12 protein-coding genes are annotated in these 15,425 nt (G+C 44.0%); 8 read left to right on the forward strand and 4 right to left on the reverse strand.

Annotated elements, in window-relative coordinates; all coding sequences use genetic code 11:
* Nucleotides 1-47: 47 nt before the first annotated feature.
* Both ACP69U_RS05500 and ACP69U_RS05505 read left to right on the forward strand, forming a co-directional pair.
* Nucleotides 48-1,247 carry a hypothetical protein gene (locus ACP69U_RS05500; protein ID WP_426138050.1) on the forward strand — a complete coding sequence of 400 codons (1,200 nt, stop codon included), beginning with the start codon at nucleotides 48-50 and terminating at the stop codon, nucleotides 1,245-1,247.
* Between the two features lie 70 nt (nucleotides 1,248-1,317).
* On the forward strand, nucleotides 1,318-1,926 hold the full coding sequence (locus ACP69U_RS05505) for an OmpA family protein (RefSeq protein ID WP_426138051.1): 609 nt from the start codon (nucleotides 1,318-1,320) through the stop codon (nucleotides 1,924-1,926).
* Between the two features lie 150 nt (nucleotides 1,927-2,076).
* Here ACP69U_RS05505 and ACP69U_RS05510 read toward each other — a convergent pair whose 3' ends face one another.
* Nucleotides 2,077-2,988 (reverse strand): lysine exporter LysO family protein, encoded by a 912-nt coding sequence (locus ACP69U_RS05510; RefSeq protein WP_270896330.1) that lies wholly within the window; start codon nucleotides 2,986-2,988, stop codon nucleotides 2,077-2,079.
* A gap of 269 nt (nucleotides 2,989-3,257) precedes the next feature.
* On the opposite strand from ACP69U_RS05510, the gene ACP69U_RS05515 reads away from it, so the two are divergent.
* The 3 genes from ACP69U_RS05515 to ACP69U_RS05525 are packed head-to-tail and all read left to right on the forward strand — an operon-like array spanning nucleotide 3,258 to nucleotide 8,076.
* Nucleotides 3,258-6,014 (forward strand): alpha/beta fold hydrolase, encoded by a 2,757-nt coding sequence (locus tag ACP69U_RS05515; protein ID WP_426138052.1) that lies wholly within the window; start codon nucleotides 3,258-3,260, stop codon nucleotides 6,012-6,014.
* A 14-nt stretch (nucleotides 6,015-6,028) separates the two neighbouring features.
* Nucleotides 6,029-7,240: a patatin-like phospholipase family protein gene (locus ACP69U_RS05520; protein WP_426138053.1), complete on the forward strand. Its 1,212-nt coding sequence runs from the start codon at nucleotides 6,029-6,031 to the stop codon at nucleotides 7,238-7,240.
* Between the two features lie 8 nt (nucleotides 7,241-7,248).
* Nucleotides 7,249-8,076: an SDR family NAD(P)-dependent oxidoreductase gene (locus tag ACP69U_RS05525; protein ID WP_426138054.1), complete on the forward strand. Its 828-nt coding sequence runs from the start codon at nucleotides 7,249-7,251 to the stop codon at nucleotides 8,074-8,076.
* Between the two features lie 7 nt (nucleotides 8,077-8,083).
* Here ACP69U_RS05525 and ACP69U_RS05530 read toward each other — a convergent pair whose 3' ends face one another.
* From ACP69U_RS05530 to nadA, 3 genes are all read right to left on the reverse strand, one after another.
* Nucleotides 8,084-8,977 carry a phosphatidate cytidylyltransferase gene (locus ACP69U_RS05530; RefSeq protein WP_426138055.1) on the reverse strand — a complete coding sequence of 298 codons (894 nt, stop codon included), beginning with the start codon at nucleotides 8,975-8,977 and terminating at the stop codon, nucleotides 8,084-8,086.
* A gap of 78 nt (nucleotides 8,978-9,055) precedes the next feature.
* Complete coding sequence (gene nadB, locus ACP69U_RS05535) at nucleotides 9,056-10,972, reverse strand: L-aspartate oxidase (protein ID WP_426138056.1); 1,917 nt, start codon at nucleotides 10,970-10,972, stop codon at nucleotides 9,056-9,058.
* 1 nt (nucleotide 10,973) lies between these two features.
* Nucleotides 10,974-12,113 (reverse strand): quinolinate synthase NadA, encoded by a 1,140-nt coding sequence (gene nadA / locus ACP69U_RS05540; RefSeq protein ID WP_426138057.1) that lies wholly within the window; start codon nucleotides 12,111-12,113, stop codon nucleotides 10,974-10,976.
* Nucleotides 12,114-12,383: 270 nt separating this feature from the next.
* Between nadA and ACP69U_RS05545 the strand changes: the two genes are divergently transcribed.
* The 3 genes from ACP69U_RS05545 to ACP69U_RS05555 all read left to right on the forward strand — a co-directional run bounded on the left by ACP69U_RS05545 (nucleotide 12,384) and on the right by ACP69U_RS05555 (nucleotide 15,411).
* Nucleotides 12,384-13,460 carry an NUDIX hydrolase gene (locus ACP69U_RS05545; protein ID WP_426138058.1) on the forward strand — a complete coding sequence of 359 codons (1,077 nt, stop codon included), beginning with the start codon at nucleotides 12,384-12,386 and terminating at the stop codon, nucleotides 13,458-13,460.
* 170 nt (nucleotides 13,461-13,630) lie between these two features.
* Entirely contained in the window at nucleotides 13,631-14,491 is an 861-nt protein-coding gene (gene nadC / locus ACP69U_RS05550; RefSeq protein ID WP_045444787.1) for a carboxylating nicotinate-nucleotide diphosphorylase, read from the forward strand.
* 278 nt (nucleotides 14,492-14,769) lie between these two features.
* On the forward strand, nucleotides 14,770-15,411 hold the full coding sequence (locus ACP69U_RS05555) for a MarC family protein (protein ID WP_083475671.1): 642 nt from the start codon (nucleotides 14,770-14,772) through the stop codon (nucleotides 15,409-15,411).
* Nucleotides 15,412-15,425 lie beyond the last annotated feature (14 nt).

A 15,425-nucleotide genomic window follows, 5' to 3' on the forward strand; every position in this document is an offset into this window, starting at 1 on the left:
TTCATAAATAACCATAAGATAAAAATAACTACTCGAAGGCAAATCTCATGCTCATCCCCAAATACTGGGCGCAACACAAACAGCGCTTTGAATCGCTAGAAACGTCTAGTAACCCTTCCAAGCAAGCCACTATCAAACGTTACGGTTGGTCAGATATCAGTCAAAGCGAAGCGCTATCCCATGCTAAATTGCGAGTCAGTGAGGCGCATAAGCTCTGGCTGGCAGGTGAAGATATCTTACGCCGCGAACGCAGGGAAGAGTATAACGAAGGCAACGGCATTCCTATTCGTGAAGAGATTATTTCTGAGCATGATTTTCCAGAAAATAAATTATCGAATAATAGTTCAGCAGTCACGAAGCTTATCGTTACGCGTAACAGCTATGGCGCACAAGTGGCTAACGTCGATAATATTGCGATTATCGATGTCGATAATGATGATTTATTGCGTCATAACTATCCTGATGATTATAGCCATCATGGCTTTATGCCTGCCTTTCTCATTAATCAAAGCAATCCCGCCAGCAAAATTAAAATTTGGTTTTTTGTTATTGTCTTTATACTTATTGCCAGTGTCATCGCTTGGCTAGGACTATCATGGTTGTGGTTATTGGCTGTTATGATTGGTGCGACCGTCTATTTGTGGCAACAAGCCAGTGTTAAAGACAAGGCCCGCGCGCAAAAATATGCTGATGATGCCGCCTCGTTACTGCCTTATATGACAGATTTGATCAAAAAACGTATTGCTAATCATCCTACCGAATGCTTTCGTTTATATCAAACACCTGCAGGCTTTCGTATTATTGCGACTCACGATGTTGTATCGCCAAGTGATAACGTGGTAGAAGATTGGTTTGCGTATTTCCATGCGGATACCAATTATGTCCGTCTGTGTCAGGTGCAACAGTGCTTTCGAGCGCGGATTACTGCCAAGCCGTGGCGTATGAGTGAGGTTGAAAATAAGAAGTTAGCTAAAGATATCCCTGCTAAAGACTTTTGGTTTGGCTCTGAGAACACAGATATAGATAGTAGCATTGAGCAACGTCAAGATGAGTTAAAAGCGCGTAAACAGTGGATTGTTGACTATGATCGTTTTACCCAAGGCTATCGTGCTTGTCATTATGTCGATAGTATGATTGGTAAAGAGGTTGCTAGGGAAAGTGGCAGTGGAGTACCTTCTCATATTGATGAGTTTATCCAGTGGCATGATAAGGCGTGTCAGGTGGAAAAAAATCTAGAGATGGCTTAGGTTATACTTTTTTTAATTAATTTTTTATGAATGCTAAAGTAGTATTTAATTATATAGAAGAAGGCTACTGATGAGACTTTATAGCGTTTTATTATTAATAGCATCTATTGCTTTAGCTGGTTGTCAAACTAATACAACTGCGCCGTCTAAAAAGCTACCTAAAGATGAAAATATCAGAACGATGCAGGCAGATAGCGATTTAGATGGCGATGGTGTGCTTGATGCTATAGACGAATGCCCTGAAACGCGACCCAATGTAGTAATTGATGCTAAAGGCTGTGAAATAATAATTGAGGGAGGCGAGGCACTTGAAATGGAGTTCAATGGGTTTTTCTCGCAAATGAGCAGTCAGCTATCTGATATCTATGATGCAGTATTTGTGAAAATAGCAGAAAATCTTAATGATCGCCCAAAAGCCAATGTTTTTATTTTCGGTCATGCAGCGACAAGTGAAATAGATAAAGATGCTTTAGCGACTTTTGGTTTCGATTCTTTATCACGCAATCGCGCGCTAATTATTAAGAATAATTTAGTGTTGCAATATAATATCGATGCTGAGCGTATCCGTACTTATGAGTGCTCAAATAAGATTATAGTTACAGATACAGCGTTTATAGATCCAAGTTTTGAAAAGCTCAATCTTAAAAATATTGAGGCAAACAACGCCGCGCAACTTTAATGGCGAGTAGTGAAGTTCATGATTTGATGAATCTTGAATCTTGAATATGATTCTGATATGCAAAAATATGGTGAATATGCCAAGCACTGTGAGTTATTTGAATAACGTTGCAGATGATGGTTAATGACTACCAATCATCAAAATTTAACCTTACCCCAACGCCGAAAATACCACCATCAGCACTGGCGAGACAATATTAATAATAAAGCCAAAACTAATCGCCAATGGCACGACCTTTAGACCACCTGATTGCTGAATAATTGGCAGGGTAAAATCCAAGCTCGTCGCGCCGCCAAGTCCAACTGCTGCTGATGGATATTTACGCATAAACACGGGAATAAATATCAGCGCAAAAAACTCACGCACCAAGTCATTAAATAGCGCGACACTGCCCCAAACCGCGCCATAAGCATCGGTCATGACGATTGCTGATAGCGAGTACCAACCAAATCCTGACGCCAGTGCCAAGCCTTTGGTCCACGATACCTCACTGAACATCAGCGCAAATATCAAGCCACCAACCAATACAGCTAGTGTAAAGATGACACTCATCTCAACGCCGCGCTTATTCAGCAGCACTTCTTTTAGCGTAATACCTGAGCCTTTTAAGCCAATGCCGACCAACAAAATTAATATCATCAGCATCACCGTCATGGTATTTTCAGGCGGCATATAATTGTCTGGTAAGAAATAACCAATCACCATACCAATGACGACACAGATGACTTGAGCGAGGCTACCACGGATACTCACGCGATGTTCTTTAGATTTTACGCTGGGTTTTTTGGCATGCCATGGGCGCAGTCGGTCAAATAACATCAGGGCAAACAAACCACTGCCAATTGTCAAAATCGATAGTATGGTCACATACAGCGCAATTTCGCCTATCTGACTGCCAAGTCCTTCAACTTGTGACAGCTCGATACCAATCAGCGCTAAGATGATAAATACCAGATAAGATAAGCCTTTATCTGCAAGCTTTGTCATGGTTGGATGAGAAGGAATGGCAAAGCCAATAAACATTGGCATTAATACCAGAACAAGGGTAACTAGGCTTTGCATGGTGATTGGCTCGCGGCATTTTCAAAGGCGTTTTTAAGAAGCTGGAAATTGTATCACATGAAACGATCAATGCTGACATGAGCGGCTAAGATTCCTTGTAAAAGCCGACTGTTTGATGACCAAATATCGAGCGTTAAGATAAAATCGTGAATCACTAAGCTGTAAGTCAGGATTTCATTTATGATAATTTGACTGCTAACAACGCTTAAGTATTTACCTGATCAACTTTTGTTGCTACATTAATAGACTTACTATATTTGGCTTGCCTCATGTCGCTATATCAGCTCAAGTCTCAGTTTCAAGATCAGCTGCGCCCAATAAGTGATGCGTTGGTCGAGCAAAAGGTGACTGCCAATCAAGTGACGGTGTCAGCCGTAGTACTGAGCCTTGGTACGGCTTATATGATTGCCAAACCCGCAACTGAGCAGCAGGCATTATGGTTGCTGTTACCTTCATCACTGTTTGTGCGTATGGCGCTCAATGCTATCGATGGCATGATGGCGCGTGAGCATGGGCAAGCCTCAAGGCTTGGGGCAGTGCTTAATGAAGTGGGTGATATCGTGGCTGATACGGCGCTTATCGCAAGTTTAGCTCCGCATATTGCTAATGGTAATTTACAAGCGTCGACAGTCAATTTACCAAACTGTATATCAATCCATCAGCGTCATATTATCGGTCTGATTGCGCTTAGTATCAGCACTGAGTTACTAGGTATCAGTAGTAATACGATGTTAGACATTAGAGCAAACCAAGGGCCTTTAGGCAAAAGCGATCGTGCTTTTTTACTAGGTTTGCTTGGCGCTTTCATGGCGACTAAAATGCCGATCATGCTATCGCATATCAAAGCGGGTCCACTATTGATACTGACAGAGGCACTACTATTAAAAACCTGCTTGAATCGGCTGCGTTATATGGCAGATTTATACTTGATACGTAAGCTACCCGCGCTTCGCTCAAATCACTCAGAAACTCTTAAGTTAATACCAGAGTCATCGTATCAATCTATTTCATCTATCGATTGCCAAGTGATTATTGATCAACCTGATACTTTATCTCCCAATAGCTTTTCATTAAATACCCCTTTATCAAATTCTGCTATTAAAACTTCCTTTTTGGAGCCTAAGACAATGCCAACCACCCCTCTCAATAGTCATGAAAAAGTGGAACAGGTTAGCGATATGCTCAATTCATCGTCTTCCAAATTGATAAGCGGTGAAAGTTGCTATAACGCTTACGATGGCACGGCGATTTATTATCGCTATTGGCTAACGATGCCTTTAGAGAATATCAAACAAGCCGGTCAGCAGCACACACAACAACGCCAAGTCATTCTGTTACATCGTGGTCACGAACATTCGGGACGACTAGCAGAACTTGGAGAGCAGTTTGCTATGGCAGGTTATCAAGTATTTGCTTGGGATGCGCGTGGTAATGGGCGCTCAGGCGGCATCAAAGACCATGCCGAAAGCGTCACCGAGCTTGAGCGCGATTTAGACGGTTTTGTGCAATTGGTTATCGGGCAAACGGGCATTGCTATCGAGGATACCTTAATTGTCGCCAGTAGTATCGGCGCGGTACTCGCAGCAGCATGGGTACATGATTATGCGCCAAATATTCGCGGAATGATATTGGGTACACCAGCGTTGAGTATTCGCTTATACATGCCATTTGCCATACCTTCGTTAAAAGTGGCTCGCGCGCTTGGACTGATGTCACGCGTGAGCAGCTACGTCAAAGCGCAAGTCTTAACCCATGATAAAGACGCGCAGCAAGCTTATAATGCCGATCCACTGATTTCTAATAGTATTTCAACTGATCTGCTTATCGATACTCATGCAACCGGTCAACGCTTGCTCGATGATGCTAGCGCTATTACTGTACCGACGTTTGTATTATGTGCAGGCAAGGATTACGTGGTCGATAAGCAGGCAGAGCGCGATTTTTATGAGGCGATTAATACGACTGATAAACGTTGGCAACTGTATCCAGATAGCTATCATGCAATCTTTCATGAGACCAATAAAGCGGACGTCTTTGCGGATTGTATTAATTTCGCTGAGCAAGTATTCAGTAAGGACGTTAAAGCACCTGATTTGAGCTTGGCGCATCTGAATAGTGCCAGTAAAGATAAGGTTGACCGTTTAGCGATTAAGCCCTTTAACCCAAGCTTTGCCATTACCCGTTTTGCCATGCAAAAATTTGGTCATGTCAGCGACGCGATTGCCACAGGACTGGAGCATGGATTTGATTCGGGGCATTCGCTCGATCACGTGTATTATAATCAGCCTAGTGGTCAGAATAAATTTGGTCAGGCGGTTGATAAGTTTTACTTGAGCAATATTGGTTGGCAAGGAATTCGTATTCGCCGTGAGCATATATTAGATCTGGCACGTGAAGCTTTAGCGGATATAAAGTCTGGCAATCAAAACCAAGCTAGTCAAAACAGCACTGAGTCATTCCAGCCGAAACTACTCGATATCGCTAGTGGACATGGCTTTTACGCCTTTGATTTACTGACAGAGTTTACCAAATTGCACGCTGAGCTACGCGATTATGAGCAGCATAATATCCAAGCGTTACAGGCAAAGGCGGAGCAGTTAGAGATTGCTGATCGCGTGATGACTTGTCAAAAAGATGCGTTTGACCCCGCCAATTATGTTGATGAGCAGAAAGAGACTGGCAGTACCGATGAAACAAAATTCGATATCGCCATTGCCTCTGGTGTTTTTGAATTGTTTTCTGATAATATGCTACCAGCGACGGCTCTGGCAGGCATTTATGACAGTTTAAAATCTGATGGTTATTTACTTTATACCAATCAGCCGTGGCATCCTGAACAGGAATTCATTAGCAAAACCTTAAACAATCATCGCGGCAGTAGTTGGGTGATGCGCTGTCGCTCGCAAGCGGAAATGGATCAATTGGTTGAAAATGCTGGCTTTAAAAAAGTCGCCATGCGTATCGATAAATTCGGTATCTTTACCGTGTCATTAGCGATTAAAATTACAACAACCAATGATAAGTGATAGATGAATAATCAATGAGTAATAACAGCATAAAGCCTTATGAGCGTGTGCAGCTTTTTTCAGGGGGCGGTTCACGTTTCGCCTATTATTTGGGCAGCTATGCGGCATTGGTTGCCCATGATTTGAAGCCAGATATCATCGTCGGCACTTGCGGTGGCAGTCTGTCGGCTTATTTGGTCAATCTAGCGCCTGACCCCAAGGATTTGCAGGAGCTCATGTGCAGTCGTGAGTTGTATCGTGTCATTACGGCAATCAGACATGTTGCGCCAGCCGAAGCCAATAAGCTACTAAGAATACGTTATATGACGCAGGCGCTTAAACGTTGGCGGTTATCACGACAGGTTTCTAACCGCCAAAAACAGCAAGAAGCAGATAACTATGAGCGACTATTAGATGAGTTGCAGCAGTTAGCGATGTTTCGAGTCGATAACGAAGGACAATGGCTTGAAGAGTTGTCCCATTTTTCTCCTAATCACAATAATCTATATAACCCTACCGCGCCAGAGATAGCCATTATCGCTAGCCGAATCTATCAAGCACCCAATCAAACGCTTAATCAAATGCCTACTGCTGATAGTTCTGTTTATGATGAGTTTAAGCTGCAAGAGTTGTTATTTGCACCACCGCGTTTGGCCGCATCAGAGCACTTTGAGCAAATGCTTAACTCACCTGCACATACGTTTGCTGATGGGCGTATCCATCAGTCAGTAAATGTTGTAAAGCAGTGGGCGTTTGATTCAGCGGTTCGTGCTTCTATGGCAGATATGTATTATCTACCGCCAACGCATATTGAAACGCTTGGTTGGTGCTTGGGCGGAGTGATTAATCTGACACCGATTGAGCTGGCGTGTCAACTGGGACAAACGGTATTTGCAGAGACCAAGGCAGGTTATGATTCATGGCTGGCGGCACCAGCGATTCAGCGCGTTTTTGGTTTTGACCCCAATGAGCGTTTGGCACAAGTGCATGGTTATGAGTCAGCAGAAATACTGTCGCTCGCTGATTCTACTGCAATCAAGCATCGAGTGAATCAGCTCCATTGGTTGCCCTTTGCAGATAATGGTCAGCAGTTGGCAGGACAGCATGTACAAAAGCGTTTTAATATCAGACAAATGACCGTTGAACTTATTCACAGTGACTATGATGGCTTTGTGCAGCAAATGCAGGCGCAATGGCAATATGGCTATCAGCGTACGACTGACTATATACAGCAGCATGGTCTATGAACTTGCAAATGAAAAATATCACACAGTCTACTTCAGTGCATAAGCCATCGCATCTTATCGTTTTTGGCGGTACGAGTGGACTTGGCTTGGCGTTGGCGCTGCATCATCAAGCGCTTGGCTGGCAAGTGAGCGTGGTTGGTCATAGCGTAGAGAAGATAGCCCATATTAATAGTCAGCATCCTGACATTGTTACTCACTGCTGTGATTTAACCGATAGGGCGCAAACACAAACGTTGTTAGAGAGTTGGTCTGATATCAATTTTCAAAGATTGATTTATAGTGCGGGTAGTTATAGTAATGAGCGTATTCATCAACTAAACCAGGCAGACAGCGATAAAATGCTAGCAATTAATTTGCAAGCGTTCGAGCAAGTTTTTAGGTGGGCGAGTGAGCATTTAAAGCACCAAAGCAGGCTTCAGAATCAATCACTGAATTTCAAAAATAATGATAGACCAAGCCTCATTTGCATCGCTTCTATCGCAGGCATCATGGATTATCCTTATGCCAGTCTTTACGCCAAAAGCAAACGCGCGATGATTGCGACTGCCAGCGCTTATCGAGCGGCACTTGCGCCGTATCATATTCAAGTCAACTGCATCGCCTCAGGTTATATCGATACTCAAGCATTACGCGATTTGAATGACGGCGATGCCAGTCATAAGCCATTCGTCATCAGTACGCAAACGGCGGTTGAGAATGTTATGCAAGCGATTGATGGTGATATTGAGCTGTCCATATTTCCACGCTCCATGCGCTATATTACTCGGGCGCTCAATCATTTGCCTAAGCCTGTGATTAGCTGGATATTACGCAGTAAATTGGATAAAAAGACTTGATAACAGGTTATCCAAGCAGCCAATAAAACAAGGTAAATAGCGGCACGCCAATGAGCAAGCTATCTACTCTGTCTAATACGCCGCCATGTCCGGCGAGCATCGTACCCGTGTCTTTCACCCCATGCTGACGTTTAAAGGCGGATTCTAATAAATCTCCAGCGATACCACTGACCGCTAAGCCGTAAGCGGCTAATAAGCAAATCCACCAGTTAAAAGGCGTGAGCCAAATGCCTAATAGCGTTGCCAATATCGCTGCTAGCATACTGCCGAAAAGAGCGCCTTCGATACTTTTATTCGGGCTAATGGTTGGGGCAAGACCACGCGTAAACAGCTTGTGACCAAGCAATCGTCCACATAAATACTGGGCAATATCATTAAATTGACTGGCGAATAACACAAAAAATAAAACGCCATACTGCTCGCGCTGCCAGATTAATTGTTGTAAGGCAATGAGACTGACAATCATTGTGATAAAAGCAGAGCTAAAGATTAGGTCTAACAGATTTAGACGCGTATAAGCTTGAGTAGAATGGGAAGAGGTTTGGCTAAAAGGCAATATCTTGGGTTGTAAACCGCGCGCTTGCAGTTTCTCAATCAGCAAAGACTTGCTTTGTAGACACCATAAGCGTTTGATCTCATAGCAGCCACGCAGACTAATTAAAACGAAAAAAGCGATGAGCAGCCACTGGTAGGGGTAGGTAGGAGGCTGTGAGGGTTGGCTATGATCCGTTATCTTAGCGATAACATAACAAGCACAAAGTGCCGCTAACATGAGCCACCATGAGCGCGCGATCAAATAGATTTTCGGTAAGCGCTGACGTAAGCGAGGTAGGGCAAGCATCGCCCAAATCGAACTGACGACTAGCATTAGAACGATCACAAACCGTAAATCAGAAGCCATGTTTTTAGCACTTTGAGGTCAATAGAAAACGGTGGATTACCGTTTTGTCATGGCTAAAGTGGCAGCCTCCAATTGCTGTTAGATGTTAGCAACTGTATTTACCACTCTAGCCTCTGTGTCATCGATTATAGGCTGAAGCAGCCAATCAATGCCACCCTCTTTGCTGCCTGTTTTGTCATCATCTTTTAGCTTCGATAAGGGCGCAATCACACTGGTTCGAGGTGTGGATGCCAAATACGGATAGTCTTGACGATAGTGACCACCGCGACTCTCATAACGCTGATAAGCTGACTGAATAATCAATGTCGCTAGTTGTAATTGTCGTGCTAATTGAAATAGTGTCAGCTCATTAGCAGTGATAGTGCCATCTAAAGTACTCATACTGGACTGATTTAACCTGGTTTTTTCAAGCGACTGTTGCCATTGCTGTATCTGTATCAGTATTTGCTCTAATGATTCGGCAGTTCGAGTGATACCCATATAAGAGGTCATTAAAACTTTTAATTCTGTGACTATTTTGCCAGCATAATCATGGGTAATGATATCAGTGTCATCACAATGAGATAAATTAAATAGAATGGTAGGAGAAGAAGGAAGCTTAATAGCTTGAATATCTTTAAGCGTTGGTGCTGTCCAAATGGCAGTTGCTAATAAATCTGAGTGATCATAACTGGTAACGTGATTTAGATTTTCTAATGCTTTTAAATATCGCGGCAAGTCAGCAGCGATATTGCGCCCAACGACTACGCATTCTAAAAGTGAATTACTTGCTAAGCGATTCGCACCATGCAAACCTGTATAGGCAACTTCGCCTGCGGCATATAAACCTATCACATCCGTCAAACCATTGGCACACGTTACCACACCGCCACAACTGTAATGAGCGGTAGGGGCAACGGGGATAGGTTGTTTCGTGATATCAATACCAAGCTCTAATAGCGTTTTATAGATCTGCGGAAAATGCTCTCGTAAAAATTGCTCTGGCAAATGACTAACATCTAAATGTACGTAGCCAAGACCATTATTACTGATCTGCTCAGCGATGGCGCGAGCGACGATATCGCGTGGTGCCAATTCTGCCCGCTCATCAATTTCCAACATAAAGCGCGCACCGGTTTGCGGACAGGTCAGCCGCCCACCTTCACCGCGTAGTGCTTCCGATATTAAAAAACTACTGTCTGCTACTGCTAAGCCCGTCGGATGAAATTGGATAAATTCTAAATTTGCTAAGCGGCAGCCTGCTTGCCATGCCATCATCACACCATCGCCGACACAGACGTTGGGTGCACTGGCACGCTTAAATAATTGACCCATGCCACCACTAGCCAGTACGACTGCGCGACTAAAAAAAGTCAGTTGTCGTTGATTATTATGATCAAAAACTTGCGCCCCTTGGCATTGATTATTTGGATTGGCACTGTTTGTTAAAAGGCTCAGCGCTTTATGATAAGGCAAAATAGCGATATTGGCAGCGTTTTGCGCCTTTATAGTCAAGGCTTCCATAATGTGTCGACCAGTCGCATCATCCGCATGTGCGACCCGCCTGCAACCATGCCCGCCTTCTTTGGTTAAATGTAAGTCAGCAGTTTGTAGTTCGGTCTGTAGTTTGGTGACAGGTTTTGCATTATCTTGTTGCGGTATTTGGGTAAAAGGCACACCTTGCTCACACAGCCATTGAACGGCCTGTTGCCCGGCACTTAAAATGCGACTGGTATTATTAGCATCGCATAACCCTGCGCCAGCGATTAGGGTATCGGCGATATGGTCAGCAACAGAGTCCTCTTTATCCAAGCTTGCCGCGATGCCACCTTGGGCATAATGACTGGAGCAAGTCTCTAAGGCGGCTTTGCTCAATACAGTAATATTCAGCGATTTTGGTAATGCTAGAGCTGTGCTTAAGCCTGCTAATCCTGAGCCAATGATAAGTATATCCGTTTGTACCATAGCAGCAGGGCTATCGAGACCTAATGATTCCGCTGTAAATGCCGCACTCATATTAGGCAGCCCCGACATTGGCGAATAGCTCGCGGTCTTTGACAATATCGCCGCTCGCTGTCACACGCTGTTTTTGTGATTCGGCAAAATCAAGCATACGTTGCAAGGGTTTTCTAGCCGCGACTGCCAGCTCAGGCGTCATCGAAACTTCACCGCTGCGCTGCGTCAAGCACTGTTCAATACCTTTTAGACCATTCATTGCCATCCATGGGCAAAAGGCACAGCTCTTACAACTGGCGCTTTCACCTGCAGTAGGTGCAGCCAAAAACCGCTTGGTTGGTGAGCGTTTTTGCATTTCGTGCAAAATACCCAAATCGGTGGCGACGATAAAGGTATCGGCGTCCATCTCATAAGTCGATTGCAGCAGCTTACTGGTCGAGCCGACCACATCGGCGAGCGCCACCACGCTATCAGGGGATTCAGGATGCACCAATACTTTGGCGTTTGGATGCTCCTCTTTTAATTGCATCAGCTCGGTCGCTTTAAACTCATTATGTACGAGGCACGAGCCTTGCCAAAGCAGCATATCTGCGCCAGTCTCAGCAGCAATATATTTACCTAAATGGCGATCAGGCCCCCAAATAATTTTTTCACCATTAGCATGCAAATGGCGAATGATGTCTATGCCAACCGATGAGGTCACTACCCAATCGGCACGGGCTTTGACGGCGGCGCTAGTATTGGCATAAACGACAACCGTACGCTCAGGGTGAGCATCACAAAATGCGGAAAAATCGTCAGTAGGGCAGCCCAAATCAAGCGAGCATTCCGCTTCCAAGTCTGGCATCAGTACTGTTTTTTCCATACTTAAAATTTTCGCCGACTCACCCATAAAGCGGACGCCAGCGACCACTAATGTCTGGGCGCTATGCGCTTGCCCAAAGCGTGCCATCTCCAGCGAATCACCCACACAACCACCCGTTGCTAATGCCAAATCCTGAATAAAGGGGTCGACATAATAATGGGCGACCAATACCGCATCATGCGCTTTTAATAGCCGTTTGATGTTTTCCTCGACCATGAGACGTTCAGTACGCGGCAAGTCTGCTGGCATTTTAGCTTTGGCATATTCAATATTCATTTGTATTGCAATGCGATTGTCATTACTCATGATGGGCGCGTCGTAAGGATAAGTTTTCATAGATGCAAACCTTTTAGGCAGTAACGACAAGCAATATGCCGCTAAAAATAAGTCAATTAATATCGCTGGCTAGTCAGATGTTTTAATTATGCTCATTTTGAGCATAAATACAAGTACTTTTTATATATTTATGATTTATACAGACTCATTTTATATAATTACAACCACAAGCTATGATAATCGTTGATTCAAGCTATACTGAGCAAATGGTCAACAGCTTAGCAGTTGAGCTTTATTTAATAATTAAAATAAAAGGTAATCACTAAAGTCATGACGTTGTCTTATTCACACGCGCATCAGCAAGGTAGTGGCACCACAGAAGTCGTGGCCGTGCTAGTCGCCATTACTGAGCATACCGCTCGGGTCTTAACCGTTGATCAAGGAAAGCTGTTACCCAATGGTCCATTGATGCCGTTGCATCGCTCATTGCAAGCGGGTGTGCGCCAATGGGTTGAGGAGCAAACACAGCAACCACTTGGTTATTTGGAGCAGCTCTATACCTTTGTCGATACCAATAGGCGCAATGTTGATGGTCACGCATTGGTCTACGTGAGCTATTTGGGACTGGTGCAAGAGACACAAACGCCGCAGTTACAAAGCCAAGCATTGTGGCGCGATTGGTATGATTACTTTCCTTGGGAAAATCATTTGGATGGCATACCTAGCATCATTATGAATAATATTGTGCCAGCATTATTGAGCTGGGCAGATAGCGCTAAAGATTCAGGCATCCAGCAGCGCCGCCGTCAGCGTATTGGTTTATGTTGGGGTGTAAGTGAAGCGCTCTTAGTGGGTGATATGACCACAAGTGAAAATGCGGATAATGAATACACAGCCTATGAGCATTATGAAAATAGAGAATGGGTCGCTGAGCATGTGTTACTGCGCTATGAGATGCTGTATGAAGCGGGACTGATACCGGAAGCACCGAACTATCCACCTAGCTATTCAATGAATCATCAAAGCGTTCACCAACCGAGCCATCAAAATAAACTACCTGAAAACTGGTCACAGCTCATTGGGGTGCCGATGTATTATGATCATCGCCGAGTGATTGCAACGGCTATTTCACGGCTGCGTGCCAAAATTGAGTACCGACCGCTTATTTTTGGCTTGATGCCAGATGTATTTACCTTGTCACAATTACAACAAAGCGTAGAAGCGCTCTCAGGAATGCGCTTGCACAAGCAAAATTTCCGTCGTTTGCTAGATTCACAAAAACTTGTGATGGAGACAGGGCAGAGTAGTAGTGCCCAACGTGGTCGCCCTGCCAAGCTTTATCGATTTCGTCATGATATTGAACTACAAAGCTTATTGATGGATAGTAAGTTGCCTAAGCGTAAATAGGAGTTAATAGACTACCTTGCTATCTTTATTTTTATGACTATAAAACCCTGTCGGCTGCCCAAAATGATGACGGTTCCTTGCGAGGCTGTTAACTTTACGCTATATTTATGCTCATTTTGAGTTTAATTGCATAAGCATATATGAACGCCACGTTTATTTAAGGGTTAAAGATGACAGTTAAAAAAGAACCAGCATTGGATGATGTATTGCTTAGACCTTTGGTTGAAGCTGCGCTAACTGAGGATTTGGGCAGACGCGGAGATGTCACATCACAAGCCACCATTCCAGCCGATATGCAAGCGAAGCTAGAGATTAAAGCGCGGCAAGCAGGCGTGATATGTGGTATGGATTTGGCACGTTTATCGTTTGCCATGGTTGATCCTCAGATTGAGTTTGTGGCTCAAGTTGCTGATGGTGAATGGGTTGATGCAGGTACAGTCTTGGCTAGTGTGCGTGGTAATGCGCGCCATTTACTGACAGCAGAACGTACCGCGCTCAATTTTATGACCCACTTGAGTGGCATTGCGACAGATACCAGAAAAATTGTAGATAGCGTTGCAGAGTATCCTGCGCAAATTACTTGTACACGTAAGACCATTCCTGGCTTGCGCATTGTACAAAAGTACGCGGTACGCTGCGGCGGCGGGCGCAACCATCGTTTGGGACTGGATGATGCTATTTTAATCAAAGACAATCATATTGCTATCGCTGGTGATATCAAGACTGCGATTAAACAAGCGCAAAACTTCGCTGGGCATTTAATTCCCATCGAAGTAGAAGTGGATACTTTAGAGCAGCTAGCGCAAGCATTAGATGCTGGTGTGAGCTTGGTGCTATTAGATAATATGTCCCCTGAAATACTAGCGCAGGCAGTAACGATGTGTAAAGGTCGTGCTAGAACAGAAGCTTCAGGTGGTATTACTCCTGAAACGGTGCAAGCAGCAGCAAAAACGGGTGTTGATTTTATTGCCATGGGTTATTTGACGCACAGTACCACGGCATTAGATATCGGTCTTGATTTTAGCGCATGATTTTCAACATGCCTGTCTCCACATACCTGTTTTAGCGATTAGGCTTTATGAGGTTATTTACCCACCAAATAGTGGCTGATAGGTCAATGTTGAGCCTCTATTTTCGTTGATAGTCTGCTGCCAGAAAGGTAAGCAAAGTTAATGATTTAATTAGCTTATCTGCCTATGATACAATATAAGCTACAAAGTTATTGTTAACCATCTATTGGGTCATCGTTGCACTCGCACGATGACCTTATCTTTTTGCCCGATTTGACTAATAGACAAGCGAGCGCTCAGTGAATACTGAAATCATCAAGATAATCTTAGCCTTTATGGTGCTGATTAATCCCTTTAGCGCTTTGACGTTATTTTTGGATTTGACCCGTGGTTATTCAATGAATAATCGACGCAAAGTGGCGCGTGTTGCTTGTTTGACGATTTTTATCACTATTAGTTTCTTTACGGTAGCAGGCGAGACATTACTAAAAGCACTTGGTATTTCTATCGGCTCGTTTCAGCTGGCAGGTGGTATCTTGGTGTTTTTGATTGCTCTTAATATGATGAATGGCGACGGTAATCCCGTGAAGCCCGATCAAGAAAACTTCGATGTTGACCATGTACAAGACGCGCCGCCCACCATGGCTGCAGCAGTTGTGCCTATCGCTATTCCAATGATGATTGGACCAGGTGGTATCTCGACGGTGATTATTTATTCTTCACAAGTCTCTGGTATTTTGCAAGTATCTGCCATATTGATTGCTGGTTTATTTATCAGTCTGTTTTGTTATCTAGCACTGATGGCGGCAGGTCGTATCAGTCGCTTGCTGGGTGATACTGGATTGAACATCATGAGCCGAATTATGGGGATGTTATTGGCGGCAGTTTCTATCGAAATTATCGTTAATGGCTTACGCACTTTATTTCCTGATTTAGTGTAATGACGCTGCTACGT

This window comes from Psychrobacter sp. TWR1-1-1 (genome assembly GCF_049895865.1).
GTDB lineage: Bacteria > Pseudomonadota > Gammaproteobacteria > Pseudomonadales > Moraxellaceae > Psychrobacter > Psychrobacter immobilis_A.